General features: G+C 41.3%; 24 protein-coding genes and 3 tRNA genes. 20 read left to right on the forward strand and 7 right to left on the reverse strand.

Annotation, left to right across the window (positions count from 1 at the left end):
* Positions 1 to 303: 303 nt before the first annotated feature.
* The 4 genes from MM817_RS11280 to MM817_RS11295 are packed head-to-tail and all read left to right on the forward strand — an operon-like array spanning position 304 to position 4,290.
* On the forward strand, positions 304 to 669 hold the full coding sequence (locus MM817_RS11280) for a VOC family protein (protein ID WP_241715041.1): 366 nt from the start codon (positions 304 to 306) through the stop codon (positions 667 to 669).
* A gap of 27 nt (positions 670 to 696) precedes the next feature.
* Entirely contained in the window at positions 697 to 2,157 is a 1,461-nt protein-coding gene (gene zwf, locus MM817_RS11285; RefSeq protein ID WP_241715042.1) for a glucose-6-phosphate dehydrogenase, read from the forward strand.
* Between the two features lie 32 nt (positions 2,158 to 2,189).
* The gene (gndA, locus tag MM817_RS11290; RefSeq protein WP_241715045.1) at positions 2,190 to 3,599 is read left to right on the forward strand and encodes an NADP-dependent phosphogluconate dehydrogenase; all 1,410 of its coding nucleotides are present in this window, start codon (positions 2,190 to 2,192) and stop codon (positions 3,597 to 3,599) included.
* Between the two features lie 55 nt (positions 3,600 to 3,654).
* A complete protein-coding gene (locus tag MM817_RS11295) occupies positions 3,655 to 4,290 on the forward strand; it encodes a cyclase family protein (protein WP_241715047.1) in 636 nt (211 codons plus the stop codon).
* Between the two features lie 160 nt (positions 4,291 to 4,450).
* Here the strand turns inward: MM817_RS11295 and MM817_RS11300 are convergent, their stop codons facing one another.
* Together MM817_RS11300 and MM817_RS11305 are read right to left on the reverse strand one after the other, a co-directional pair.
* Positions 4,451 to 5,104 carry a MarC family protein gene (locus MM817_RS11300; RefSeq protein ID WP_241715049.1) on the reverse strand — a complete coding sequence of 218 codons (654 nt, stop codon included), beginning with the start codon at positions 5,102 to 5,104 and terminating at the stop codon, positions 4,451 to 4,453.
* Between the two features lie 145 nt (positions 5,105 to 5,249).
* Positions 5,250 to 6,002, reverse strand: coding sequence for a hypothetical protein (locus tag MM817_RS11305; protein WP_241715051.1), 753 nt, complete (start codon positions 6,000 to 6,002; stop codon positions 5,250 to 5,252).
* Between the two features lie 211 nt (positions 6,003 to 6,213).
* Between MM817_RS11305 and MM817_RS11310 the strand changes: the two genes are divergently transcribed.
* Genes MM817_RS11310 through MM817_RS11320 form a run of 3 tightly spaced genes read left to right on the forward strand, consistent with a single transcriptional unit; the run spans position 6,214 to position 9,264 of the window.
* The gene (locus tag MM817_RS11310; RefSeq protein ID WP_241715061.1) at positions 6,214 to 7,620 is read left to right on the forward strand and encodes a Na+/H+ antiporter NhaC family protein; all 1,407 of its coding nucleotides are present in this window, start codon (positions 6,214 to 6,216) and stop codon (positions 7,618 to 7,620) included.
* Positions 7,604 to 8,524 carry an ABC transporter ATP-binding protein gene (locus tag MM817_RS11315; protein WP_241715064.1) on the forward strand — a complete coding sequence of 307 codons (921 nt, stop codon included), beginning with the start codon at positions 7,604 to 7,606 and terminating at the stop codon, positions 8,522 to 8,524. Before MM817_RS11310 ends, MM817_RS11315 begins: the two co-directional genes overlap by 17 nt.
* Positions 8,521 to 9,264: an ABC transporter permease gene (locus tag MM817_RS11320; protein ID WP_241715066.1), complete on the forward strand. Its 744-nt coding sequence runs from the start codon at positions 8,521 to 8,523 to the stop codon at positions 9,262 to 9,264. The genes MM817_RS11315 and MM817_RS11320 overlap by 4 nt, the downstream gene beginning before the upstream one ends.
* A gap of 67 nt (positions 9,265 to 9,331) precedes the next feature.
* Here the strand turns inward: MM817_RS11320 and MM817_RS11325 are convergent, their stop codons facing one another.
* The 3 genes from MM817_RS11325 to MM817_RS11335 all read right to left on the reverse strand — a co-directional run bounded on the left by MM817_RS11325 (position 9,332) and on the right by MM817_RS11335 (position 12,014).
* The gene (locus MM817_RS11325) at positions 9,332 to 9,694 is read right to left on the reverse strand and encodes a hypothetical protein (protein ID WP_241715068.1); all 363 of its coding nucleotides are present in this window, start codon (positions 9,692 to 9,694) and stop codon (positions 9,332 to 9,334) included.
* A gap of 178 nt (positions 9,695 to 9,872) precedes the next feature.
* Positions 9,873 to 10,154 (reverse strand): antibiotic biosynthesis monooxygenase family protein, encoded by a 282-nt coding sequence (locus MM817_RS11330; protein WP_241715071.1) that lies wholly within the window; start codon positions 10,152 to 10,154, stop codon positions 9,873 to 9,875.
* A gap of 72 nt (positions 10,155 to 10,226) precedes the next feature.
* Complete coding sequence (locus MM817_RS11335; protein ID WP_241715073.1) at positions 10,227 to 12,014, reverse strand: M3 family oligoendopeptidase; 1,788 nt, start codon at positions 12,012 to 12,014, stop codon at positions 10,227 to 10,229.
* A 129-nt stretch (positions 12,015 to 12,143) separates the two neighbouring features.
* Between MM817_RS11335 and pepF the strand changes: the two genes are divergently transcribed.
* The 3 genes from pepF to MM817_RS11350 are packed head-to-tail and all read left to right on the forward strand — an operon-like array spanning position 12,144 to position 16,178.
* Positions 12,144 to 13,943, forward strand: a complete 1,800-nt coding sequence (gene pepF / locus MM817_RS11340) for an oligoendopeptidase F (protein WP_241715075.1) — start codon at positions 12,144 to 12,146, stop codon at positions 13,941 to 13,943.
* Between the two features lie 29 nt (positions 13,944 to 13,972).
* Complete coding sequence (locus MM817_RS11345) at positions 13,973 to 15,418, forward strand: NAD(P)/FAD-dependent oxidoreductase (RefSeq protein ID WP_241715077.1); 1,446 nt, start codon at positions 13,973 to 13,975, stop codon at positions 15,416 to 15,418.
* A gap of 55 nt (positions 15,419 to 15,473) precedes the next feature.
* Positions 15,474 to 16,178: an HAD family hydrolase gene (locus MM817_RS11350; RefSeq protein ID WP_241715079.1), complete on the forward strand. Its 705-nt coding sequence runs from the start codon at positions 15,474 to 15,476 to the stop codon at positions 16,176 to 16,178.
* A gap of 4 nt (positions 16,179 to 16,182) precedes the next feature.
* On the opposite strand, the gene MM817_RS11355 is transcribed toward MM817_RS11350, so the two are convergent.
* Positions 16,183 to 17,880, reverse strand: a complete 1,698-nt coding sequence (locus MM817_RS11355; RefSeq protein WP_241715081.1) for an ATP-binding cassette domain-containing protein — start codon at positions 17,878 to 17,880, stop codon at positions 16,183 to 16,185.
* Positions 17,865 to 18,695 carry an energy-coupling factor ABC transporter ATP-binding protein gene (locus MM817_RS11360; RefSeq protein ID WP_241715083.1) on the reverse strand — a complete coding sequence of 277 codons (831 nt, stop codon included), beginning with the start codon at positions 18,693 to 18,695 and terminating at the stop codon, positions 17,865 to 17,867. Before MM817_RS11360 ends, MM817_RS11355 begins: the two co-directional genes overlap by 16 nt.
* A gap of 95 nt (positions 18,696 to 18,790) precedes the next feature.
* Here MM817_RS11360 and MM817_RS11365 point away from each other — a divergent pair, with 95 nt between their 5' ends.
* The 10 genes from MM817_RS11365 (at position 18,791) to MM817_RS11410 (ending at position 25,027) form a co-directional block, all read left to right on the forward strand.
* The gene (locus MM817_RS11365; protein ID WP_241715085.1) at positions 18,791 to 19,402 is read left to right on the forward strand and encodes a biotin transporter BioY; all 612 of its coding nucleotides are present in this window, start codon (positions 18,791 to 18,793) and stop codon (positions 19,400 to 19,402) included.
* A gap of 65 nt (positions 19,403 to 19,467) precedes the next feature.
* On the forward strand, positions 19,468 to 19,974 hold the full coding sequence (locus tag MM817_RS11370) for a DinB family protein (protein WP_241715087.1): 507 nt from the start codon (positions 19,468 to 19,470) through the stop codon (positions 19,972 to 19,974).
* Between the two features lie 120 nt (positions 19,975 to 20,094).
* Complete coding sequence (locus MM817_RS11375) at positions 20,095 to 21,747, forward strand: glutamine--tRNA ligase/YqeY domain fusion protein (protein ID WP_419723388.1); 1,653 nt, start codon at positions 20,095 to 20,097, stop codon at positions 21,745 to 21,747.
* Positions 21,748 to 21,906: 159 nt separating this feature from the next.
* Positions 21,907 to 22,671, forward strand: coding sequence for a pirin family protein (locus tag MM817_RS11380; protein WP_241715092.1), 765 nt, complete (start codon positions 21,907 to 21,909; stop codon positions 22,669 to 22,671).
* A gap of 10 nt (positions 22,672 to 22,681) precedes the next feature.
* On the forward strand, positions 22,682 to 23,668 hold the full coding sequence (locus MM817_RS11385) for an aldo/keto reductase (RefSeq protein ID WP_241715094.1): 987 nt from the start codon (positions 22,682 to 22,684) through the stop codon (positions 23,666 to 23,668).
* A gap of 193 nt (positions 23,669 to 23,861) precedes the next feature.
* Positions 23,862 to 24,215, forward strand: a complete 354-nt coding sequence (locus MM817_RS11390) for a chemotaxis protein CheW (RefSeq protein ID WP_241715096.1) — start codon at positions 23,862 to 23,864, stop codon at positions 24,213 to 24,215.
* A 97-nt stretch (positions 24,216 to 24,312) separates the two neighbouring features.
* Positions 24,313 to 24,663, forward strand: coding sequence for a hypothetical protein (locus MM817_RS11395; protein WP_241715098.1), 351 nt, complete (start codon positions 24,313 to 24,315; stop codon positions 24,661 to 24,663).
* A 70-nt stretch (positions 24,664 to 24,733) separates the two neighbouring features.
* Positions 24,734 to 24,809: transfer RNA gene (locus MM817_RS11400), tRNA-Ala, on the forward strand.
* Positions 24,810 to 24,851: 42 nt separating this feature from the next.
* Positions 24,852 to 24,926: transfer RNA gene (locus MM817_RS11405), tRNA-Asn, on the forward strand.
* 7 nt (positions 24,927 to 24,933) lie between these two features.
* Positions 24,934 to 25,027: transfer RNA gene (locus MM817_RS11410), tRNA-Ser, on the forward strand.
* Positions 25,028 to 25,252 lie beyond the last annotated feature (225 nt).

Raw genomic sequence — 25,252 nt, forward strand, 5'->3', positions numbered from 1 at the left:
GATACGTCATATATTCTGAATACTTATATTTGTGTGTGGCAGGCTCATTTTGTCTGTAATATGGTGGTGGTGCGTTACTGGTGACTGAGAATTTTGTGTTGCACAACCTGCAAGTAAGGTAAAAGAAATAGAGCTGATAACCAGCCATTTAATTATTTTATTTATCATGCAAGTGATAATCTCCTTAAGGTGGTTAGTACATGTATATGTTCGGAGATCTATTAACAGCCCTCCTTATTGTACTGCATGTGCTTAGTGAGATAATCGGTTATACTGTATCTACACTGGCTGGGAGGAATTCATATGAACTATGCGTTTTGTGGAATCGATCACATACAACTCGCTGCTCCTCCGGATTGTGAAGTGGAAGCTCGCCATTTTTTTGGAGAAGTTCTTTTGATGCAAGAGATTGAAAAACCAGAAAAGTTGAAGATAAATGGCGGAGTGTGGTTTCAGTGTGGAGAACAGCAACTACATATAGGTGTAGATACTCATTTTGTACCTGCTAAAAAAGCACATCCGGCCATTTTTGTTACAAATCTAGATGCCTTACGCCAAAAATTACTTGCATTAGATTATTCCTTAAAGAATGATGCGTTGCCTGGAATCGATCGCTTTCATGTCGATGATCCGTTTGGCAATCGTTTAGAGTTTATGGAGCAAATCTAACCATGTAAACCAACCATATAAGGGTGAATGAGATTGGATGATCAGGTTTTTGTTTTATTTGGTGGAAGTGGAGATCTTGCTAAGCGCAAAATTATTCCAGCCCTCTACAACTTATTTTTAAACGACAAATTGCCTCATGGCTTTGCAATTTTAGGTCTTTCTCGAAAATCTATGACTAGAGAATCGTATCAAGAATTTATTCTCTCCTCGATAAAGGAATACTCAAGGCATTCGTCAGATGATATGGGGAAAACCACAACATTTATTGACCACGTATATTACCTTTCATTTGATGCGTGTGAACCCAATGATTATCAATCATTAAAAACTTCACTTGAAACGATTGAAGAAAATAATTATTTACCGCAAAATCGCATCTTTTATTTATCGTTAGCACCCGATTTATTTGATCAGGTAGCGCTATACTTAAAGGAATATAGTGTCACGCAAAGCAGTGGATGGTGTCGTCTTATTATCGAAAAACCATTTGGACATGATATGGCGTCAGCGTCAGCGTTAAATGAACGGATCTCATCCGCATTTCAAGAACATGAAGTTTTTCGTATTGACCATTATTTAGGTAAAGAAATGGTTCAAAATATTGAAGTTCTGCGATTTGCCAATTCTATTTTTGAGCCGCTATGGAATAACCGCTACATATCCAACGTGCAAATTACATCAAGTGAATTAGTGGGTGTAGAAAAACGTTTTGATTACTATGAGCGAGCAGGTGCACTGCGGGATATGGTACAGAATCATATGCTGCAATTGCTGATGATGGTTGCGATGGAACCTCCAAGTAGGCTCAATACAGAGGCGGTTCGCGATGAAAAAGTGAAGGTTCTCCGATCACTTCGCAAATTTACTTCGTCTGATGTTACAAAACATATCGTAAGAGGGCAATACGCCTCCGGAAATATGGACAAGCATTCTGTAGTCGGCTATCTTGACGAAATGGGAATTGATCCTCAATCGACAACAGAGACATTTATCGCCGCCAAAGTCTTTGTGGATAATTTCCGGTGGGCTGGGGTACCATTTTTCATTCGTACAGGTAAACGTCTAGACAAGAAAGAAACTAAGATCGTTATTGAATTTAAAAATTTACCTGAACGATTGTATTTTAATCAAAACGGCAAATTACTTACTAATCTTTTAACAATTCACGTCCATCCTACAGAAGGTATTTCACTGCAGTTAAATGGGAAAAACCCTGAACAAGATGGTGTTGTTTCTCCGATTTCCATTGATTTTTCACAAGAGACAAAGGATCTTCCAGAGTCTTATGAGCGTCTTATTTTTGATGCGATGAGGAACGATTCAACTTTTTTCACAAGATGGGATGAAGTGAAACTAGCCTGGAAGTGGATTGATCCAATTTCTCAATCATTTGCCGATGGGCATCCGCTTTATACGTATGAAGCGGGTAGTTCTGGTCCTAAAGAGGCAGATGAGTTAATACAAACAGATGGACATACTTGGTGGTAATAGATTTTAATTTAATTAGGATGGTGAATCATATGGAATGTCAAGATGTTGGTGTCGTTGGTTTAGCAGTGATGGGAAAAAATTTAGCGCTGAACATTGAAAGCAGGGGGTATTCTGTCTCTCTATTCAATCGTTCGCCTGATAAGACACAAGAATTAATAGCGGAATATCCCAATGCTCAGTTATTAGGAACGTACAGCATAGAGGAGTTCGTATCATCAATAAAGCGTCCACGGCGAATTATTTTAATGGTTAAAGCAGGATCCGCGACAGATGATACTATTGCAATGATTCGTCCTTATCTGGAGGCAGGAGATCTCATTGTAGATGGAGGAAACTCCTTTTATCAAGACACGATTCAAAGAGAATTAGATTTAGCTAAAAATGGAATACTTTTTATCGGTACCGGTATATCCGGTGGGGAGGAGGGCGCATTGCACGGTCCTTCGATTATGCCATCCGGAGATCCCAAGGCATATCAAATGATTGAACCTATTTTGACAAAAATAGCGGCACAAGTGTCAGGAGAACCCTGCTGTACCTATATAGGCCCTAATGGTGCAGGTCATTATGTGAAAATGGTTCATAATGGTATCGAATATGGTGATATGCAGTTGATTGCAGAATCATATCAGTTGTTACACGATGTATTAGAGTTAGATGCAACCGCATTGCATGAGATGTTCTTACAATGGAATCAAGGTGAACTCGATAGTTATTTGATTGAAATCACAGCAGACATCTTCAATAAAATGGACCCTGAAACGAATCAACCGCTGGTCGATATGATTTTAGATACTGCGAAACAAAAGGGAACGGGAAGATGGGCAAGTGACAGTGCTTTAGAATTAGGTGTGCCCTTATCTGTCATAACGGAGGCTGTATTTGCTAGATGCCTTTCTAGTATGAAAGATGAGCGAGTAGCAGCATCTCGCGTTTTAGTAGGACCTACACCATCTACAGAATTTGAGGATTTTGAAGAATTTTCGGAAGCTGTGCGACAAGCATTATATATAAGTAAAATGTGTTCTTATGCACAAGGGTTTGCCCAAATGAGTGCTGCCTCTGCTGAGTATGGATGGAATCTACAACTTGATAAAATCGCCAGTATTTTTCGTGGGGGCTGCATTATTCGTGCACGTTTCTTGCAAAACATTATGAGTGCCTATACAAATAATCCACAATTAACTAATTTATTACTCGATCCGTACTTTCGAGATGTATTTGATCGATATCAGGATTCATTGCGTAAGATCGTTTCTATTGCGGCTATACGTGGAATTCCTGTCCCTGCAATGGCCAATGCTCTCATGTATTATGATGCATACAGACGCGAGCGATTGCCTGCAAATCTAATCCAGGCACAGCGAGACTATTTTGGTGCTCACACCTATGAGCGTGTAGATCGTCCCGGAACCTTTCATACCGAATGGTCGAAGTAACATTCAGACATCACAATATTACGACTCTACTCATTTGATACGAGGTGAATGGTGTATGAAACAAATCTTTGACGTCAGTATGCCCATACATCTAAACATGCCAGTATATAAAAATGTGCAAGAAAAGCGTCCATTATTTGAAACTACGAGCGATTTTACGCACAACAAAACACATGAGACTCGTTTGCATATGGATGCACACACGGGTACGCATATCGATGCCCCTCTCCATATGATTGAGCATGGTGCTGGCACCGAGAGTATACCATTGACGCAATTGATTCGGTCTTGCAGAGTCATAGATCTCACTTTCGTTGAAACAGTGATCACCATCTCAGATATTGAACGCTTCGCACCGATAAAGAATGATTTTTTACTAATCAAGACGAAAAATTCTTATGATGAAATTTGGAATCCACAATTTATCTATATGGGCGAAGACGCAGCAAACTATCTTGCTGAGATAGGAATTGCCGGCGTTGGGATTGATGGGCTTGGGATTGAACGTGCACAACCGAATCACCCAACACATAAGGTACTCATGGGTTCTGGTGTTATTATTATCGAAGGACTTCGATTAGGACATATCGCGCCTGGAAACTATACTCTAGTAGCAGCACCAATCGCGGTAATAGGGATAGACGCTGCGCCAGCACGAGTGATTCTGTTGCAAGATGATGAAAACGAGTGATCAGTATCTACATCATGCCCGGCTTCGTATCGATAGGAAGAATGCGAAAACTCTTCCTATCGACACGAAGCCGGGCATTTTAATGATCAAATTGATCAACCAATGAGATTCATTAGCTAACAGTAAGTGTGGAAGCATGGCTATTCCAGTAATAAATTATCTAATGGATTAGTCCTGGGAATAGTCCTAAAATTCCTTCAGCCATCATTTGTACGGCAATCACAGCTAGTAGTAGCCCCATTAAACGAGAAATAACATTAATTTCGGTTTGACCAATTCTTTTACTAATATTATTCGCATAGTAAAAAACGATAAATGTAATCGAGAGTACAAGAGTAAATCCAATAAATACTGCTATTGAATTTGTTATGAAATCAGGCCCGGCCGATAGTGCCATGACTGTAGCAATTGTTCCTGGCCCAGCTAATAAGGGGGTCCCTAATGGAGTGACCGAGAGATCTTCCTTTTCCATACTTGTTTCTCCTTCTGCAACTTGAAGGGTAGGAACAGTGGTTGGAGTTGGATGCAGTAGGCGATTAGCAATACCAAAAATCAAGATTCCTCCTGCTACGCGAAAAGCAGCTACTGTAATTCCAAATACATGTAAAATTGTCTGACCAAGTAGTAGAAACATCACAAGGATCAAAAAGGCGATGGTGACTGCTTTGCGCGCTGTTTTACGTTGTTCTATTGCATGCTGGCGTTCCATGAGCCCTAAGAAAATAGGTAGGTTTCCTATAGGATTAATTACGGCAAATATAGAAACAAATGCGTGTATAGTCATGATGAGCAATGAGCATGTTCCCTTCTTCATAAGATTCCTTGTTACTTTACGTTATTTCAATAAATATGTAAAATCCAACAACCCTACTCGTTTGTGGTTTAACGAGTAGGGTTGTTGGAAGATCTTTAGTTGGCTAATTAGTTAACGAAAGTTCAATTCATTTAATCACTTTCATTTATTCATTATTTGAAAGTGTAGTGGTACTATCGATAGTAACTGTGGCCGTTGCATGAGTTGAATGGTGTAACTCATCATTTTGTTTCTTATGTTCTTGGTTATCATGATTCAATACTTCGGTCCACATATTTAATGTATTGATGAAATTTTGAGCCTTATTAGTAAAGTTTTTTAAGCGAAAAATAAAGGCAGCATGTTTGATGTGCTTTGTCTCTAGTAAGTGAAGTGCTTGATCGTACTCAAAAGCCATATGATCGGCCGATTGTTGACTGGCACGAAAGATTCCCACCTTCTTGACATCTTGGGATGTGTATGGAATTCCTTTTAATTCTGTCAATACCCGCTCTGGTGGCGTACCCTTGCGTAAAGAGGACATATAGGACTGAAGTTTTTGCATTAGGGTATATTTCGTTATTTTTAGTGTTGTTTTATACGTTACTGTTCCATTCAATTTGTCTTTACGCGCATGCTCTATGGCTACTGCATATTGATACCTAGCTTTTGCAACCATCGTTTCATATCTTTCAACGACTTGTCGTGTGTCCATGGGTTTAACGTGTGCTTTTTGATCGGTTGTACCATACACCTTCAACGATACAGTATAGGGATGAGACTGTATTTGATGCTCTATGGTTGAATCATGTTTTTCTATATGGCTACGTGCATCCGCATATACGGCAATAGGAGTCAGCGTAGCTAACACGATTGCTATGGCTGTAAAGGATAACGTCATTTGTTGTCTTTTGTGCATTTGTTGAACCTCCTGAATAATGAAATGATAAGTGCTGCACGAGCGTGCCAAGCGGCCAGTGATAGAGATTCGTTGCCATCAAGCTTTTTATGGGGATGGGGGATATGTTGGTAGAAATTTCATTGATGCAGGCTGACGTGTGCTAGCTGTAAAGATGATTTGGTGTATAATACCAAGTGGAATCATCTTACAGATCGTGGAGGTTTATCTATTGATTGCATCTAATAAAAAAATAAACGTAGAGAAACACACAGTACATGCTTGGTTTGTTCCGCTTATTCTCATGGTAGGGATCGTCCTTGTGATGATCAAAGGTTGGCCTATTTATGTTGGAATTGTCATCGGGTATGTAGGGGCCATGTTGTATGCGTTAGCTGTAGGTTCCACGTGGCGAGAAGTTCATCGAGCGAGTATGATAGGAATGCAAAATATGTGGCGTGTATGTGTAGTACTTTTATTAGTTGGCGTCGTCATCGCGCTATGGATGGTTGATGGAACGATCCCAACTCTCACAGCCATTGGATCAGATTTCATCCGCCCTAGCAATGTAATTTGGATTGCTTTCTTAATGTCAGCTGTATTGTCTATGGTAATAGGAAGTTCCTTGGCGACATGGGGCATTCTCGGGCCACCTATGCTTGCATTAACCCCTCCGCACCTACTACCGGTAGTAGCTGGTGCTCTTGTATCTGGTGGCATGGTAGGAGACCGTTCATCACCCATGTCAACAAGTGTAATTATTATGAGTAAAGCTGCTGATCTGTCTCCATCTGTAACGCTACGTCAATTACTCCGAACGGCTATTTTGCCTGTAGCTTTAACCCTATTAACATTTTCTATATACAGTATGGGACATGCCACATACACACATATGCCTGTGCTACATCATGTTCATTTGACACAGGTTACGTTTCTTCTCATTGTACCGCCCATACTTGTGATCATTCTTGCGGCACTGCGTATCCCCTTACTATATAATTTAATTGTTGCTGTAGTGATTGGAAGCATTTACGCGACAAAAGTCCCACACGAATCCGTACAGTTACTAGCAAGTCAACTATGGAGGGGGTATCCACTCGTTATACTAAAAAAACAGTTTTATGTCGGAGGATTACAAGAAATGGTTCAGGCGAGCCTCCTCATTTTTACGGCTGGGGCATTTCAAGGCGTTACAGCACTAGGGGGTGCGATTGAACTGTTAATTGAACGCCTCTTTGCTCGCGTACATAAGGCATCAGGTATGGTCGTGATTGCTTATGGGATTAGTATTGCATTTGCTATGTTAATGGGAAGTCAATCCTTAGCAACGCTCATGAGTGGTAATACGTTATTACCACAGTTTGCAAGGCGTAACATCGATCGACGATCAGTACTACGTGTGATTGGTGATTCATCTGAACTAGTTTCAGCCATTGTTCCCTGGAACCTTCTTGGATTACAGGCAGGAGCAATTCTAGGCATATCAACCTTGCAATTTGTTCCTTATGCTTATTTTATTTATTTTGCGCTGATCGGATCGATTGTGATGACATGGCGCGCTATGAGAGAACAATTTGTTTTGCCATCTGATCTTGAGATGCACAAAACATGGAGAGTGGCTGGTGAGCGAACGGAGTGAGTTGATGACAAATGTGGTGGAAATGACAAATGTAACAAAACAGTTTGGCTCTAAAGTTGCTGTGCGCGACGTATCTCTTGCCATTGAAAAAGGAAGCGCAATTGCTTTGCTAGGTCCAAATGGGGCAGGAAAAACAACAAGTATTGCTATGATGTTAGGATTAGTGCGTCCATCTCGTGGTCAAGTGCGCTTATTTGGAGGAGATCCTAGTTACGCACGTCAACATGTTCGCATGGGGGTAATGCTCCAAGGTGTGAGCGTGCCCGATCGTCTTACGGTTACTGAGACCATCCAATTATTTCGCGGGTTTTATCCACATCCGTTACCTGTGGAACATCTGCTCAATGTTTCTGGATTAGGCGCTGATTCGCGTTCGATGGCGAGTACCTTGTCAGGGGGAAAAATGCGTAGACTACAATTTGCTTTAGCTCTAGCAGGAGACCCCGAAGTCATTTTTCTTGATGAGCCTACTGTAGGCATGGATGTAACTTCCAGACGACAATTTTGGGATGAGCTACGTCAATTTATCTCTGCCGGAAAAACACTGCTTCTTACTACTCATGATTTGCAGGAAGCAGATATGGTTGCAGATCGCGTGATCGTCATGAATTCAGGAACGATCGTTGCAGATGATACTCCGCAAGGAATTAAGATGCAGTTTGCGGGCAGGCAAATTTCGTTTATCGCTGGAATGAGATGTGACATCGATGGATTTCATTCGTTACCTCATGTACTTGATGTAAAGACAGCAGGGAGACAAATTACTTTACGAACATCAGATTCAGATGCGCTTTTGCGAAACTTAATTATCCAGAAGTACGACATAAGTGATATCCAAGTAACTGGTGGCGGTTTAGAAGACGCATTTGTGCATCTAACCATAGAAAAGGAGGCACGCACATGAGGGCTCTATGGTCACAGTGGAAAGCGGATCTTCTACGTACCATTAGAGACCGTCGCTTCTTTTTCTTGACACTTGGTATGCCTATCGCATTTTATTTTATATTTATTAATGAAATAGGGACTAAAGTTGCAATCGATGGAACCTATTGGAGTGAGTACTTTATGGTCTCTATGGCGGCGTTTGGCGTTGTAGGATCATCAGTTAATACGCTTTCTGTAAGGCTTGCAACAGAGCGTAAAAGCGGATGGGTACGATTTTTGCGAACGACGCCATTATCATCGGTTGGATATGCGCTAGCAAAAGTATTTACACAGCTTACACTTTCTTTATTGATCATTCTTGTCGTTTTTATTGTTGCTGGATTTTCACAACATGTCACTATGCCACTTGTAAGGTGGATTGAAGTCTTTCTATGGCTATGGATCGGTTCATTGCCATTTGCTGCACTCGGTGTGCTCATTGGGATGGCAGGTAACGCTGCGCAAGTACTTGGAACGCTCGTATATCTCGTGCTTTCTATGCTAGGCGGACTATGGACTCCTATACAAGCACTGCCAAAAGTAATGCAAGAAATTGCAAAGTGGACACCTACCTATCGATTGGCAAAACCGGCCTGGGAGTTACTAGCTGGGCAATCGATTCAATGGATGAGTGTCTTGATCTTACTTATTTATGCTGTGTTATTCGTAGCACTTGCAGCGATCATCGAACGAAAAATAGATATAAAAACGGAAGGATAAACAAACGAGGAAGATGCATACACAGACCTACATGAAATCATCGTGTCTGTGTATGCATCAAAAGTAATTACATATTGCGTGTGATTTTTTCGCGAACCGTTGAATCCACCTTGGAAATCGCTTCTTGAACGTGCTGCATATCTCGCTTTGTAAGCTCGGCCGGTAAACTGGCAGACGCCTTCATGCGATTTGCAAGAAATGGTTTCAACTGTGCATCAGGTAAAGCGGCTGCTAGAGTTAGGTTGGTTTGGCAAAGCTTAAAGTACTCTTCATCATTTGCTCTTTGTGCCATATCTTGAATCAGTGGACGCAAGGCTTCCATTTGTTGATCTGCAGATAATGAGCTCAGTTGCTTAAAGAGTTCACCCATTGTTTGTGCGCGTTCTTCGTCTGATAAATTGGCAATAGCTACTGTATCAAACTGATTCATTAAAATGTCCCCCTCTACTCTCAACATGTGTAGTATGCCACAAATATGGAGAGTAAAAGGGGAGATACGATCAAATAACACACAGTGTTCGTCCGATCGTAACAATGACCGTAACATTGTGGACAAATTGTGCGTCATGTTTGTCTAAGTACTATGCATGACACTCATAAGGAATGCACTAATAAATAACGCGGTAAGTAGCTACCTCTGCTTGGCCACCTTGTTCGCGGCCTCCATGTGCTGCTTGAAAATGCGGACTTTTCACCCAATCATGAAAATGTTGTTCACTTTCCCACAAAGTTTTAACTAGATAATGGGATCCATCGTGAGCACGGAGCATGCTAAACTTCACAAATCCAGGAACCTTCTTCATATGTTCTGCAGCTTTGGAAAATCGCTGTTCTAACATCTGGCTTTGTTCTTCACTTTGAACCTGTAAACGATTATGTGCCTCAAACATAACAACCACCTCCAGAATCTATTGTAACGAATATCCTTCCTCTAGCCAATAAGAGCTATCTGGGTAATGTAGTTACATGTGCTCCGTTAACTGCATAAATTCAGTTGCATCAGTGATCGCAACCCGTGTCGCATGTTCCCAGAAATCTGCTTTTGTAAGGTCGACACCTAGATGTTTGCGCGCCAGATCTTCTACTGTCATGCGACCAGTATCTCTTAGAAGTGCTACATACTTATCTGCAAACTGAGGACCTTCTTCTTGCGCTAAAGCATAGATCCCATTGCTAAATAGATACCCAAAGGTATATGGGAAATTGTAAAACGGCACGCCTGTACCATAAAAATGTTGTTTCGATGCCCAAAAGTGTGGATGATATTCGCCAAGTGAATGATGAAATGCATCTCGCTGTGCTTGTTCCATGATCTCACTGAGTTCACTTGCGCCTACAAGTCCCTTGCGACGCTGTTCGTAAAACCGAGTTTCAAAGAGGAAGCGTGAGCGAATATTCATAAACATGGTTGCAGCCTGCTGTACTTTGTCTTCTAACAGAGCAAGACGTTCATGTGGATCTGTTGCATGTTTAACTGCGGCATCAGTGACAATACGTTCTGCCATCGTCGAGGCTGTTTCAGCAACGTTCATCGCGTAGCCCTTTGCCAAGATCGGTATTCCACGCATCACAGATTGGTGATAGGCATGCCCAAGTTCATGTGCAAGAGTAGATACATTGCCAAAAGTTCCTGAGAAGGTCATGAAGATGCGTGATTGTTCGCTTACAGGAAAACTAGTACAGTATCCTCCAGTATCTTTTCCCGCACGATCTTGTGCCTCAACCCAACGATTGCGTAGTGCTTTTTGCGCGAAATCAGCCATGTCAGTGCTGAACTTACCGAATTGCTCAACAATAAACTCAGCGGCTTGTTCATATGTATATGTTTTGCTTCCTTCGCCAAGAGGTGCGGCAACGTCATGCCAGCTCAATTTTTCGACTCCAAAAAGTTTTGCTTTTCGATGTAAATAATCAACAAAAGGTACATGGTGTTGTTCGATTACATCCCACATCACTTGTAAAGTACGCTCGGTCATTCGGTTATACTGTAAGGGTTCGTGAAGTACTGAATCCCAGCCACGATGCTTGTATAAAGCTAGTTTGTACCCCGCAATGTGATTGAGTGCACTTGCACATAAATCTTCAGATTCCGTCCATATGTCTTCCCATTTTTTAAACGTAGCACTGCGTACTGCACGATCTGGATCCATCAACTTATTGGCCGCCTGGCCCATAGAAAGCGCTACTGTGGTACCATTTACTGAAAAGGGAAGAGTCATCCTTGATACGACCGTGCGATAAAGCCGGCTCCAAGCGTGATATCCATCTACACTGAGATCTGCAATCAGTGTTTCCCGAGCTTGATCGAGTCGATCAGAAGCACGCATGCGCCGTTCTTTTAAGTTAAAGCGCAATTCTTCAATACTTTTTTCATTAAGTAAAGTATTCCATGTATCTTCGTTCATTTCCAATAGTTTTGCATCTAGAGCAAGATATGCGCTTGTTAATGAAGCACTAAGTTGTGTTGTGCGACCTGACAATAATTTTGCTTGTTCATCTCTTACATTTTGACTCACTAAGCAGCCGCAAAATGCTCCAGCTTCACGCAACTTCGCAGAGACATCTTGTATTCGATATAAGAGGCTAGACCATGCCATTGCATCGGCATGTGCGTCAGTTGCTATGATATCTGCCTGTAGTTGATCAATCTCGGATTGAGTCAACTCCAAGTGTTTCATAAGAGCTACAGAGTGACTCCCACCTGCAAAAATAGATTCTAAATCCCATGTTTGATTTAAATATTCAGTCACATTAAGTCCTCCCCCACAAAGTTTCGATCTTCGAAATCTATACTACCAGATTGAACAGAACTTGCGTACAAATTCCTACATAGTCTGGTAATATAGGTAGTACAGCTTGTCAAAGGAGTGAGATATAGAGTGGTCAATGAATATACACGCAAAGAAGTTCCTGTTGAGCTAACGTTTGATGTGAGTGATCTATTTTCTACAATGGAGGATTTTGAAAAAGAACTCATCGCTATAGTACCAGCTATTGAACATGTCACCGAGTATGCAGGCCACTTAGGTGAAAGTGCAGAACGATTAGCTGATTGCCTAGATGAAATGGAAGCTGTATCTATACGGATGATGCGTTTATATACCTATGTCAGTTTACTTAGTTCAGGAGATGGAACAGACCCGATCAACCAAGCTAATATGGATCGCGTAGGATCATTATATGCGCACATGAGCACGGAACTTTCCTTTATTGAATCTGAGATTGTCGCATTGCCAGATGGAAAAATCGCTTCATACATAGCATCACATGATCGAGTAGCCAATGTACAAAAATACCTAAACGATATTTTAGATACAAAACCACACAAATTGTTACCAGAAACGGAAGCTGTATTGGCCGCACTTGGAGAAGTATTAGAGTCTCCTGGGATGATTTATGAACGTACGAAGAGCTCCGATATGCAATTTGCACCTGTGATCGATGACCATGGGGAAGAACATCCTGTATCTTTTGCCTTATATGAAGACCACTATGAACTTTCTCCAGACCACACACTACGAAGACAGGCTTATCATTCGTTTGTTAGCACACTGAAGCAATATCAAAACGCGTTTGCTTCTACCTATGCAACCGAAGTCAAACGACAAGTCGTGATGGCGCGTTTACGTGGATATGAGTCTGCAACCCACATGCTCTTACATTCACAGCAGGTGACAGTCGAGATGTACAATAATGTTTTAGACATTATTCAAGAGGAACTTGCTCCACACATGAGGAAATTAACAAAGCTACGGCAACGTGTTCTTGGATTAGATGAGATGTTTGTCTGTGACTTAAAAGTAACATTAGATGATGATTTTTTGCCGAAAACAACGTTTGAAGAGACAGAAAAGATGATTTTAGAAGGACTATCTGTACTTGGTGAAGAGTATGGACAGATGTTATCTCGGGCCTTTAAGGAACGTTGGATTGATCGCGCTAATAATATAGGGAAGGCTTCCGGTGCTTTTTGTGCAGATGTATATGGCGTTCATCCATATATTCTTATGACATGGGTAGATAATATGCGCTCTGCATTTACTCTTGCACATGAGTTAGGTCATGCAGGCCATGGAGAATTGGCTGGACAAAAGCAGCGAATGCTAAATGTTTGGCCGTCCATGTACTTTATTGAAGCCCCGTCTACTTTAAATGAACTTTTACTAGCTTTGCATATTGTAAAAAACACAACAGACAAAAGGATGCGGCGTTGGGTACTATTACAATCCATTGGAACGTATTATCACAACTTTGTGACCCACTTGTTAGAGGGCGAATTGCAACGGAGAGTCTATGAACTAGCTGAACAAGATGAACCGATCACGGCAGCTGTGTTGTGTGAACAAAAAGGAGAAGTGCTTTCACAATTTTGGGGAGATACTGTGACTATCGATGACGGTGCACGACTTACGTGGATGCGTCAACCCCATTACTATGCTGGTCTATATCCGTATACATACGCAGCTGGGTTAAGTGCATCAACTGCTGTGGCGCACATGATTGAAGAGGAAGGTCAACCAGCAGTGGATCGGTGGTTGCGAGCGCTACAATCAGGAGGCACATTGCCACCACTAGAACTCTTAAAAATAGCTGGCGTAGACATGGAGAAACCACAGGCATTGCGCCAAGCAGTTGCCTATGTAGGCAAACTAGTGGATGAATTAGAAGCTAGTTTCTAAGTAAGACAAGTTAATCGGAGGCGTCAGTAGTGGCACAGACATACGATGTAATCATAGTAGGTGCAGGACCTGCAGGGCTATATGCGGCCTATGAATGTACTCGAATCGCACCACAAGCAAAAGTATTGCTCATCGATAAAGGAGTCGAAGCAAAGTATCGGCATTGTCCGATCATGGAAGGGAAAATTGAGAAGTGCCCGCCAGCTAATAAAATTAAAACATATGCTAGTTGTTGGCCTGCATGTGGGGTGATCAATGGAGCTGGTGGGGCCGGAAGCTTTAGTGATGGTAAATTCAATATTACATCAGAGTTTGGTGGATTCTTAACGGATTACCTGCCACCCTCTGCGGTGCTTTCACTCATTCGCTATGTGGATGAGATTAATTTATCTCACGGTGCTCCAGGTTCTATAACTGATCCTACAACAGATGCAGTCAGTGCGATCGAACGAAGAGCCATTGGTGCTGGACTCAAGTTATTGCGCGCACAAGTGCGGCATATTGGGACAGATAAGAACCTAGAACTGATGAACAGTATTTTTACTTACTTAGAAGAGCGGATAGACCTTCGCTTTCGAGCATTTGTCGAGGATATTCTCGTTAAAGATAACACGAGTGAAACAAATGATGCGCATATTGCTGGTGTGCGATTGCGCGATGGAGAAGAACTGTATGCGCGCTTTGTTATTTTAGCACCAGGTCGAGATGGCGCCACATGGGCTTCAGAATTATTTCGCAATCACAAATTAAAAATGACAACCAATCAAGTCGATATTGGCGTACGCGTAGAAACGTCTAATGTCGTCATGCAAGAGATTAATGAACATTTATATGAAGGGAAATTTATTTTCCAATCGCCGTCAACCGGTTTGCGAGTCAGGACATTTTGTAGTAATCCTTCTGGGCATGTAGTGGTGGAAAATCACACGGGTGTCATGGCTGCAAATGGTCACGCTTATAAAGATCCTTTACTTGGAACGGATAATACCAATTTTGCTTTGCTTGTCAGCCATCGCTTTACTGAGCCATTTGATCGTCCTAATGAATTTGCAAAACAAATTTGCCGGCATGCCAATGAATTATCTAATGGATCCATTATTATTCAAAAATATGGCGATATCTTAAAAGGACGTAGAAGTACGCCACAACGAATTGCGGAAGGGTTTGTGGAACCTTCTATGAAAGAAGCTGTTCCTGGTGATTTGGGACTCGTGCTACCTTATAAGACGATGGTAGCACTACAAGAAATGATCGAGGCACTCAATGTCGTGACACCTGGAATTGCAAGTGATCATACACTCTTTTATGGTGTGGAGGCTAAATTTTATGCCTCTCGTGCAGACGTCGATAAGCGATTAGAGACAAAAATTTCAGGGCTCTTTTGTGCTGGAGATGGTCCAGGCATTTCGCGTGGTATTTCTCAGGCAGCGAGTAGTGGCGTATATGTGGCACGGGTGATTGCAGAACAACTCTAATACATGCGCCATGAAATGAGAGCAAGACATTATCATATAAGAGAGGCGTGGGTACGTGAACGACCATCGAGCAATTCTCTTTGATCTGGATGATACGTTATTTAATTCTGCTGGGGCATTTAAAATGGGGCTATTTACCACATTGCGTGAACATCCTCTGACCACGTCATTTGATCCACAATTGATCTATGAAACACTCCAACAGCATAGATTGGCATTGTGGAAACAAGTTTTTGCAGGTGAGATTAATTTTGTGGAGTATCGACGTCATCGAATTGGTCATACGCTACAAACATTGGGCATTGATGCAGATACGCTGGAAATTGATGATTTTAACCGTCATTTTGCGCGAAATTATGTAAATGCCATTGTACCTGATCGAGAAGTGATTGAAATTATCGAACGTTTAGCTAGCCGTTATTCATTAGGTATTATCACAAATGGACATGCTGAAATTACACACGAAAAAGTGATGCGTTTAGGTCTCTCCCCATATTTTAAGGCAGACCATATTATTTTATCTGAAGATCGAGGAATTCCAAAACCTGATGTGAGGATTTTTGCAGAAGGATTAGCACCGCATGGTGTACGACCTGATCAAACTGTATTTGTGGGTGACTCTTTTGAATCTGATGTATTAGGAGCGATCCATGCGGGCATGAAGTCCGTATGGATCCGCTTAGATGGTGCAGTACCGTCAACAAACGACCAGCCTTTTGCAATTATATCCCATTTGCGTGAATTAGAGCCGCTCTTATAAGAGCCTAGCGAGCTAATAACAGAAAAACAAACGACAATAAGCCTATACATAAAGCGATATAATCCTCACGCTTCATGTGTAGGTGAGTACTAGAAGTACGTTCCATTCCGATACGTTGGTAGCCGCGAGATTCCATTGCGAGTACTAGATCAGATCCAAGCTGTAAAACGGAAAGAAGAAGTGGGATGATCAACGCTACAATATCTGTGAATGTTATAGTTCCCTGTTTGGTATAGTGTTTTGCTCGCGCTCGAGTAATCTTAGAAAATCGGTTTGTTTCTCGAAAAATGATGGGAATAAAACGAAAAATAAGCATGGTTGCCAGTGAAAATGCTTCTACTGGTACGCGCAACATTGGAAGACGAGAGAGAGGCTGCTCAAGACTTCGTTTGACTTGTAAGGGACTTGTAGTAGCTGAAAGTAACCCTCCCAAAATCATGATAAGTAGTATTTTACTGAGTGATAATAACGTGACTAATCCGTTGGAAAAATTAAATCCTACTTCTCCTACGTGAAACAAGGACGGTTGATGACCAAACTGAAGTCCGGATAATAGAAAGGAGATGCCGATTAAAAACAAAAATGGTTTGGTCACCGTGCCTATTTTTCGATAGGAAACTCGAGATATAACCACTGCACCTGTTGTGAGCAAAGCAGGGAAAATCAAACCTATCCAATCTGATTGATAAAAAATCCCGAAAGAAAACATGATATAGATCAGCCACTTAGCGCGCGGATCGAGCCGCATAGCCAAATGCTCCAACTGCTCCTCAGGTAATGCTAGAGAGCTTATCTCCTTAGAGCCACGTTGAATTTCTCCATGTAATTTTTTTTCTCCTTCTTCTATATGATGATTGTGTGCAATTCCTATAGCATTCATCAGTAACCACGTTGCCATGTCTTTTGCTGATAAAATTTCCAATGGAACAGGTAATCCAAATTGACGTAAACTTTGAATCAGTTCGATATAATGCGGGTATCCAATGTCTGCACTCAGTAATACATCTGGATGTGCGCATAATTCAACAGGCTGCATTTGCGCGACAATATGACCATCTTGCATCACAATGACTTGATCTGCTACAGGTAAAAATGTATCCAAATCATGGGTGACGATGATAATGCCACCTGTTATGCGTTTTTTTTGTTCTAACAGGTAATTTACAATGCGCTGTGCACCATTTGAGTCTAAGCCCGATGTTGGTTCGTCAAGAAATAACCACTTAGGTTCTGTAGCAAAAGTAGAACCTAGCGCGACTCTTCGTTTTTGTCCTTCACTTAAAGTAAGTGTAGAATCGTTACGCACGGTCTGTGGTAACCCAACTTGTACTAAAGTACTGGTTATTCTTTTCTCAATCTCCTCTTTGGTAAGATGATAAACTTTGAGAGAGTATATAAATTCCGCATCAACCGTTCGCGCAAATAACTGTTGCCACGGAGATTGAAAGACATTACCAGTAGAAAGTATGATTTCTTTTGATGGACGACGTTTACCCCAAAGTGGTTGCTCGTCGTAGGTAATGAATCCAGAATCTATTTCAATTAACCCGGATATGGCATCTAAAAACGTGGATTTTCCTGCACCCGTTTTACCTATAATCAGAGTTATCTGTTGATCATTGATGGTGCAGTCTAGATGATCGAGAATCGTTTTTGAAGAATTGCGTTCGTATATGGTTAGATTTTTTATATGGATAGGCATTGTTTAATAATAACTTCCTTTAACTGACTCATCAATACTGGTTGTTCTACAAGCATCATGCCTGCACGGTGGAGCTCGTTCACTACTAAAACAGGATACGGTGGAATCAATTGAAGTTTTTCACAGGGAGTCTCATCATCATCATTCAACTGATAAAAAAATGCACTCGGCGTACCATCAAATGAGATCTTCCCTTCGTGTAGTGCAATCACACGTTGAAAATGTCCGATTTCTTCTAATAGTTGCGTCACCCATAGCACAGTACGACCTTCTTTGTGCAAAGACTGTATCACTTCAATGATTTCCATTCTAGAGCGCGGATCTAACATGGCCGTAGATTCATCAAAAATCAGTACATCTGCATCGATGGCTAGTGCAGAAGCGATACACAAGAGCTGTTTTTGTCCACCGGATAACTTATCTACCTGAACATGCATAAAAGGAAGCAGACCTACAGCAGATAATGCTTTGCGTGCTCTGATTGGCATATCAGCGCTTGCAATGCAATGATTTTCTAAACCAAAACAGATATCTTCATAAACAGTATCTCCGATAATTTGAGCATCTGGATTTTGCATGATGATTTGTGTGGAGTGTAACGCTTCAGGACTTTTAATCATTGTCCCACGAGAGATGGGTAATAAACCTGCTAGAACACGTGCTAGTGTGCTTTTACCACTGCCATTCTTACCAACAATCGCAACTAGCTCACCCGGTTCAATACTAAAACTGATATCGGAACAAACAAGTGCAATTCCATCATCGATCACATACGCGACAGCTACTTGATCTAAAAGAAAATGGTGAAGAATCATAAGCATTCCTTTCCAGACGATGTATAGTCATGCTAGAATAAATCAATCATTTATGATGGTAACATATCATTTAATATTTGGGGGAGATCATATAAATGAATGGCAGATTTACTGTTCGTGGTGTCGTCTTTAGCGCCATCTTTGCTGCAATCGCTGTCGTACTAAGTTTCTTACAGATTAATCTCGGCTTTTCACCCGTTCCGATCACTCTGGGTAATATGGGTATTATGCTCATGGGTGCATTTTTAGGTGGCGGTTACGGTTTCCTTAGTGCACTATTACTAGTTGTATTAGGTGGCTTAGGATTGCCGTTATTTGATGGGCAGGGTGGTCTAGGTGTTCTTTTAGGACCATCCGGTGGATATGTGTGGATGTATCCACTCGATGCTTTATTTGTGGGTCTGCTGGTTACACGTATTAAAGGAAATGGATGGATGGCTTTTATCAAGATTTTTTTATCAATTGAAATTTTTGGATCCCTTCTGTGTTATGTCACTGGTGTACCATGGTTGGGTCATGTATTACATGTTTCTTTGAGTAAAGCAATGTTGCTCGGGTTTTGGCCATACTTACCAGGAGATGCATTAAAAGCACTCGCGACGACAGCCATTATCTTACCGGTTAGACGCATATATCCTGCTTGGAAACTTACTGGATCACGCCAATCGCAAGTTGCAATGCTCAATGAAGACACAATGATCTCATAACAATGATTCAATATTAGAGAATGATCGCTTGCAAGACATGTCACGTACAGGAGGAGAATGTTAAAATGGATGCTATTTCGAAAGAGCTTTTACAAGAGCGTGAGCAGTTACTGACAATTTTACGCAGTTTGACAGATGAAGAGCTAAATGCTAAGGACAATGAACATCTATGGACAGTTGGACAGGTCTTTTGGCATCTTGTTTTAACAGAGCAAAGTGTAACAAAAGTCATTAAAATTGGTCTTTCTCACTCGATTGAAATTGATGAAAAAGCGATTCCTATGGAGATAGTCGTAAACCGTTCAGTCCGAGTGGACGCACCTGATGATCTATTTCCACCTGCGCGAGAGTATTCAATTGAAGAATTAGATGGACAATTAACTGCATCAAGAGATGAACTGCTCAAATTGCTGACACAAATAGATGACTCTCAGTCCATAGATCATATCTCTCCAACTTTTCGTCATCCTTTTTTAGGGATGTTGAGCATAAAGCAGTGGATCATCTTTATTGGTAAACATGAATTAAGACATGCAGCACAAATTCACGAATTACTACATTCTCATCATTAAATGGTGAGAATGTGATCACAGTTTATATAACAGGATGGACCATTCGGCAATATGTGGTGTCGTATGATACAATAAAGACCAATTTCAAGTTTACATTTGACTACGAGGATGGTTATTACATTGGATCAACTGTTAGTGGCAACAAACTTTATTAAAAATATCGTGACCGAAGATGTCGCTTCCGGTGCAGTTCACGAAGTGATCACACGATTTCCTCCAGAACCTAACGGCTATTTGCATATTGGGCATGCAAAATCGATTTGTCTAAACTTTGAGCTAGCAGATGAATTTCACGGTAAAACAAATTTGCGCTTTGATGATACCAATCCTTTGAAGGAAGATATAGAGTATGTAGACGCAATCAAGGCGGATGTCGCTTGGCTCGGCTTTCATTGGGACAAACTATGTTTTGCATCTGATTATTTTGAAGAAATGTATCACCGTGCACAGATACTTATTAAGAAAGGTAAAGCATATGTTTGCGATTTGTCAGCTGATCAAATTCGTGAAATGCGCGGGACACTGACAGAACCTGGAGTAGAAAGTCCATATCGAAACCGCAGCATAGAAGAAAACTTGTCATTATTTGAAGACATGCGTAATGGCTTGTTTCCTGATGGCTCAAAAGTCTTACGGGCTAGTATTAATATGAGTTCACCCAATCTCAATATGCGTGATCCTGTACTCTATCGCATTGCACATGCGCACCATCATCGTACAGGGGATGATTGGTGCATCTATCCGATGTATGATTATGCTCATCCACTGGAAGATGCAATCGAGGGTGTTACACACTCTTTGTGTACGCTAGAGTTTGCTGATCATCGTTTATTATATGATTGGGTAGTCAGTGAATGTGAAATGAAATCTGTGCCCCATCAATATGAGTTCGCTCGTTTAAATATGACCAATACTGTGATGAGTAAGCGTAAACTAAAACAATTAGTCGATGAATCCATCGTTGATGGTTGGGATGATCCACGTATGCCCACCATTTCTGGGCTACGAAGAAGAGGCTATACACCAGAGTCAATACGCACTTTTGCGCGTGAAATAGGTGTTGCAAAAAATAATAGTAGAGTGGACGAAAGAATGCTCGAACATTTTGTACGGGAAGATTTAAAATTAAAGGCGATGCGAACGATGGCAATATTGCGCCCGTTAAAAGTGGTGATTACCAATTACCCAGAAAACCAAACCGAATGGCTAGAAGCGGAAAATAATTCAGAGAATCCAGAAATGGGAACCCGGCAAATTCCGTTCTCTAGGGAGTTATACATCGAGTATGATGACTTCATGGAAAATCCTCCAGCAAAATATTTTCGTTTATTTCCAGGTAACGAAGTGAGATTAAAGCACGCTTATTTTATTCGTTGCGACGAGGTTATTAAAGATGAACATGGTATGATTCGTGAATTACACTGCACATATGATCCGGAAACAAAGAGTGGGTCAGGTTTTACAGGTAGAAAAGTAAAAGGAACGATTCATTGGGTTGATGCAGGACACGTCCTACCAGTTCAATTTCGTTTATTTGAACCACTTGTCGATACAACTGAAGACGATAGTGAAGATGCATTTTTACACAGAATTAATGCTCAATCACTTCAAATATTACAAGGATTTGTGGAAGAACAGCTTTGCGATGCAGTGCCATATGATAAATTTCAATTTTTTCGCCATGGATACTTTAGTGTGGACCCAAAGTTATCACTTCCTAAACACCCGGTATTTAATAGAGTTGTCTCTTTAAAAAGTTCATTTTCAGTATGACCTAGATGACAGACAAACAATGAATCATATCAATTGACGCCACAGGAATTGCATGATTGTTCCTAAGTGGCGATTTTTTATGTACAATAAAATAGTTTCTTATTATTTGTTTGTATGATATGCTAAACGTATATTTTAGGGAAAAGGAGCTTATCTGTGATGAATAAGGCACAGAAGATTAAAGGGCTTCAAACGATGGATGGAGATGGAGCACAATTAAGGCGCTTGCTTCCTTCCTATCATGTAGGATATCTAGATCCTTTTCTATTATTTGATCATTTTTCAGTGCAAAAACCAGCAGGATTTCCAAGCCACCCGCACCGCGGTTTTGAAACTATTACGTATATGCTTCAAGGTGCTTTTTTGCATGAAGATAGTGTCGGACGATCCAAAATGATCGTAGCTGGTGGAGTTCAGCGCATTACAGCTGGGAGTGGGATTGTTCATTCAGAAATGCCTGGTGCTAACGGGATCAATCAGGGACTGCAATTATGGGTAAACTTGCCACGCGAACAAAAAGGAATGGAACCCAGTTACCAAAATGTAGCTTCTGCAGATTTGCCTGTTTTTGAACAACGTGGTGTTCGACGAAAAATTCTTGTAGGACTAGGCTCACCTGTTACACTACAACAACCGATGTTGTATGAAGACATTAGTCTCGATCCAAACGAAGGTGGCCTCAGTGTTACATTGACAGTCCCCTCAGGATACCAATCTATGATGTATGTTTTTTTAGGAAGTGGTGTATTTGGCACAGAATCAATTGAAGTGGTTACTGGAGAGTTAATCATTTTTGAGCCATCATCAAAAGTGCAATCGATCGTTGTAAGAACGATAAATGCTATATCGCCATTACAGTTTGTTTACGTTTCTGCACAAACTATTGGTGAACGACCCATATTTCGGGGAAGCTATGTAGATTAGGAGGGATACCGTGAATAGTCGTCATTTAGGTAAAGAAGGTTTAGTCGTTTCATCACTTGGTCTTGGCTGTATGGGAATGTCCGATTTCTATAGTGATCGCGACGATCAAGAAAGTATCTCTACCATTCATCGTGCATTAGAGCTCGGCATTACTTTTTTTGATACCGCCGATATGTATGGCGTTGGGAAAAATGAAGAACTTGTCGGGGAAGCTCTAAAAGGATCGCGAGAGCATGTTGTCATTGCAACGAAGTTTGGTAATGTGCGTGCGCAAGACGGTAGCTTTGTACGTGTAGACGGTCGTCCAGAGTATGTAAAAAAAGCATGTGAAGCAAGTTTACAGCGCTTACATACAGATTATATTGATCTTTACTATCAACATCGTGTCGATCCATCTGTACCAATAGAAGAAACTGTAGGCGCAATGGCACAACTAGTGGATGAAGGTAAGGTGCGTTACCTTGGACTGTCAGAAGCTTCACCAGAAACGATACGGAAAGCGCATCGTGTACACCCGATTTCAGCGCTGCAAACAGAATATTCATTGTGGAGTAGAGATGTAGAGGATGAGATTTTACCCACATGTCGAGCTCTCGGTATTGGATTTGTTCCCTATAGTCCACTTGGACGCGGCTTTTTAAGTGGTCAGATTAAAAATTTTGAAGATCTAGAAAAAGACGATTATCGTCGGTTTTCACCACGGTTTCAAGGTGATAATTTCGGGAAAAACATATCCTTAGTTGAGCGGATCGAAGAAATGGCAAAAGCAAAGAATTGCACACCATCACAACTTGCGTTAGCATGGCTATTAGCCTTAGGTCAAGATATTGTGCCGATACCAGGGACCAAACGCAGAAAATATCTTGAGGAAAACCTAGGTAGTGTAGATGTTCATTTAACAGATGAAGATATGCAACGGATTGCAAAACTTGCTCCTGTTGGAATAGCAGCAGGCATGCGGTACACAGAGCAAGGGATGCAGTCAGTCAATCGCTAGGCAAGTAAACAATCAGTATATAGGGCAATCATCAGTAGAATAGACCGCATGGTAGATTTATTTTGCTATGTGGTCTTATTGTTATAAAAAATACAGACGATTGAGAGGAGGAACTTAGCAAGTGATGTCGAAGACTATCACTTTCAATACATATGTACATACTGTAAATCACAGATAAGAAGGATGGGTCGCCATGAAATATGTTGTGTTTCAGTTACATGATATGCACTATGCAACACCTGTACATCATATTCAATCCATCGAACGTATGCTACCTATTCGCTTTGAAGCAGGGATGGAGTACTTTGAATTGGGGTTTGCTGATCTACGTGGCACTGTTATTGGTATTCAAGATCTACGCAAAAAACTCGGTGTCATAGCGAAGGACTATGATGAACACACGCGTTTACTGGTCACTTCTACTGGAGGGTATATTGTTGATGCCGCATTAGATGTACTCGATGTACAAGACACTGATTGGGTCACTGTGGCAGGTAGGAGAGTTTGGAATCGAGAACATACCATCGTGCTAGAATATCTTTTGTAATAATAGTACATTCGCATTGGGTAGTGTATATCATTGTGAATGATCTATTCCTGATTGCACACAATATGGAAGCTATCTATGCTTGAGGAGGTTGCTTGTGTCAGTTGCGCGTGCTGTATTATTGAGACTAATCATCGGATTAGGTATTGCGGTACTCGGTATTTTGTTATCTGTAGCAACTAAAGATTGGAGTATTGAGTACAATTGGTTTGGCATGCTTGGCATGATCTTACTTGGTTTATCCGGAATTGCTATGTTCTCTACTGGGGCTAGACAGCGTTGGTCCGCGAAAAGTAGTGCACACTCTGGGTTGAATAAAGATAAAAACGTCTCGCATTCACCGACTGGCAATGCGGTTCATTGGGCTATCACATTTTTTATCATCGGCGCCATCAACTTTTTGGCACCTATATTTATATACTATACATTTCACCCTGAAATTCTATAGTGATTTTTAAAAAAGAGTAAAAAGGACTTGCATTAGGTATCAAATTGTGTTATCTTGTAGAAGTCGATTCGGGGATATAGCTCAGTTGGTAGAGCACCTGCCTTGCACGCAGGGGGTCAGCGGTTCGAGTCCGCTTATCTCCACCATTTATAGTGCTTATCGCGCAATAACAGTTGATAGGTTATTATTCCTCGATAGCTCAGCGGTAGAGCATCCGGCTGTTAACCGGAGGGTCGTAGGTTCGAATCCTACTCGGGGAGCCATATAAGTGGAGTGATGGCCGAGTTGGTCGAAGGCGCTCGCCTGCTAAGCGAGTATATGCTGTTAAGGCGTATCGAGGGTTCGAATCCCTCTCACTCCGCCAGCTAAAAAGATTGCGCTTGCGCAATCTTTTTGTTATATTTCTATACATAAATTTCATGTATGAGCGATGAAAGGGAAAAGTAGCCTATTGTCATGCGAGGCAGAGAGTTGGCGGAGGGTGCGAGCCAAGAGCGCATGTCAGGTGAATCTCATCCCTGGAGCAGTGAGTGGTCTCTTTATCGACTGAGTGAGCGAGGAATGGATGTTTTATATGTCTATTCTTAAG

The sequence above is a fragment of the Sulfoacidibacillus ferrooxidans genome, assembly GCF_022606465.1.
Lineage (GTDB): Bacteria > Bacillota > Bacilli > Alicyclobacillales > SLC66 > Sulfoacidibacillus > Sulfoacidibacillus ferrooxidans.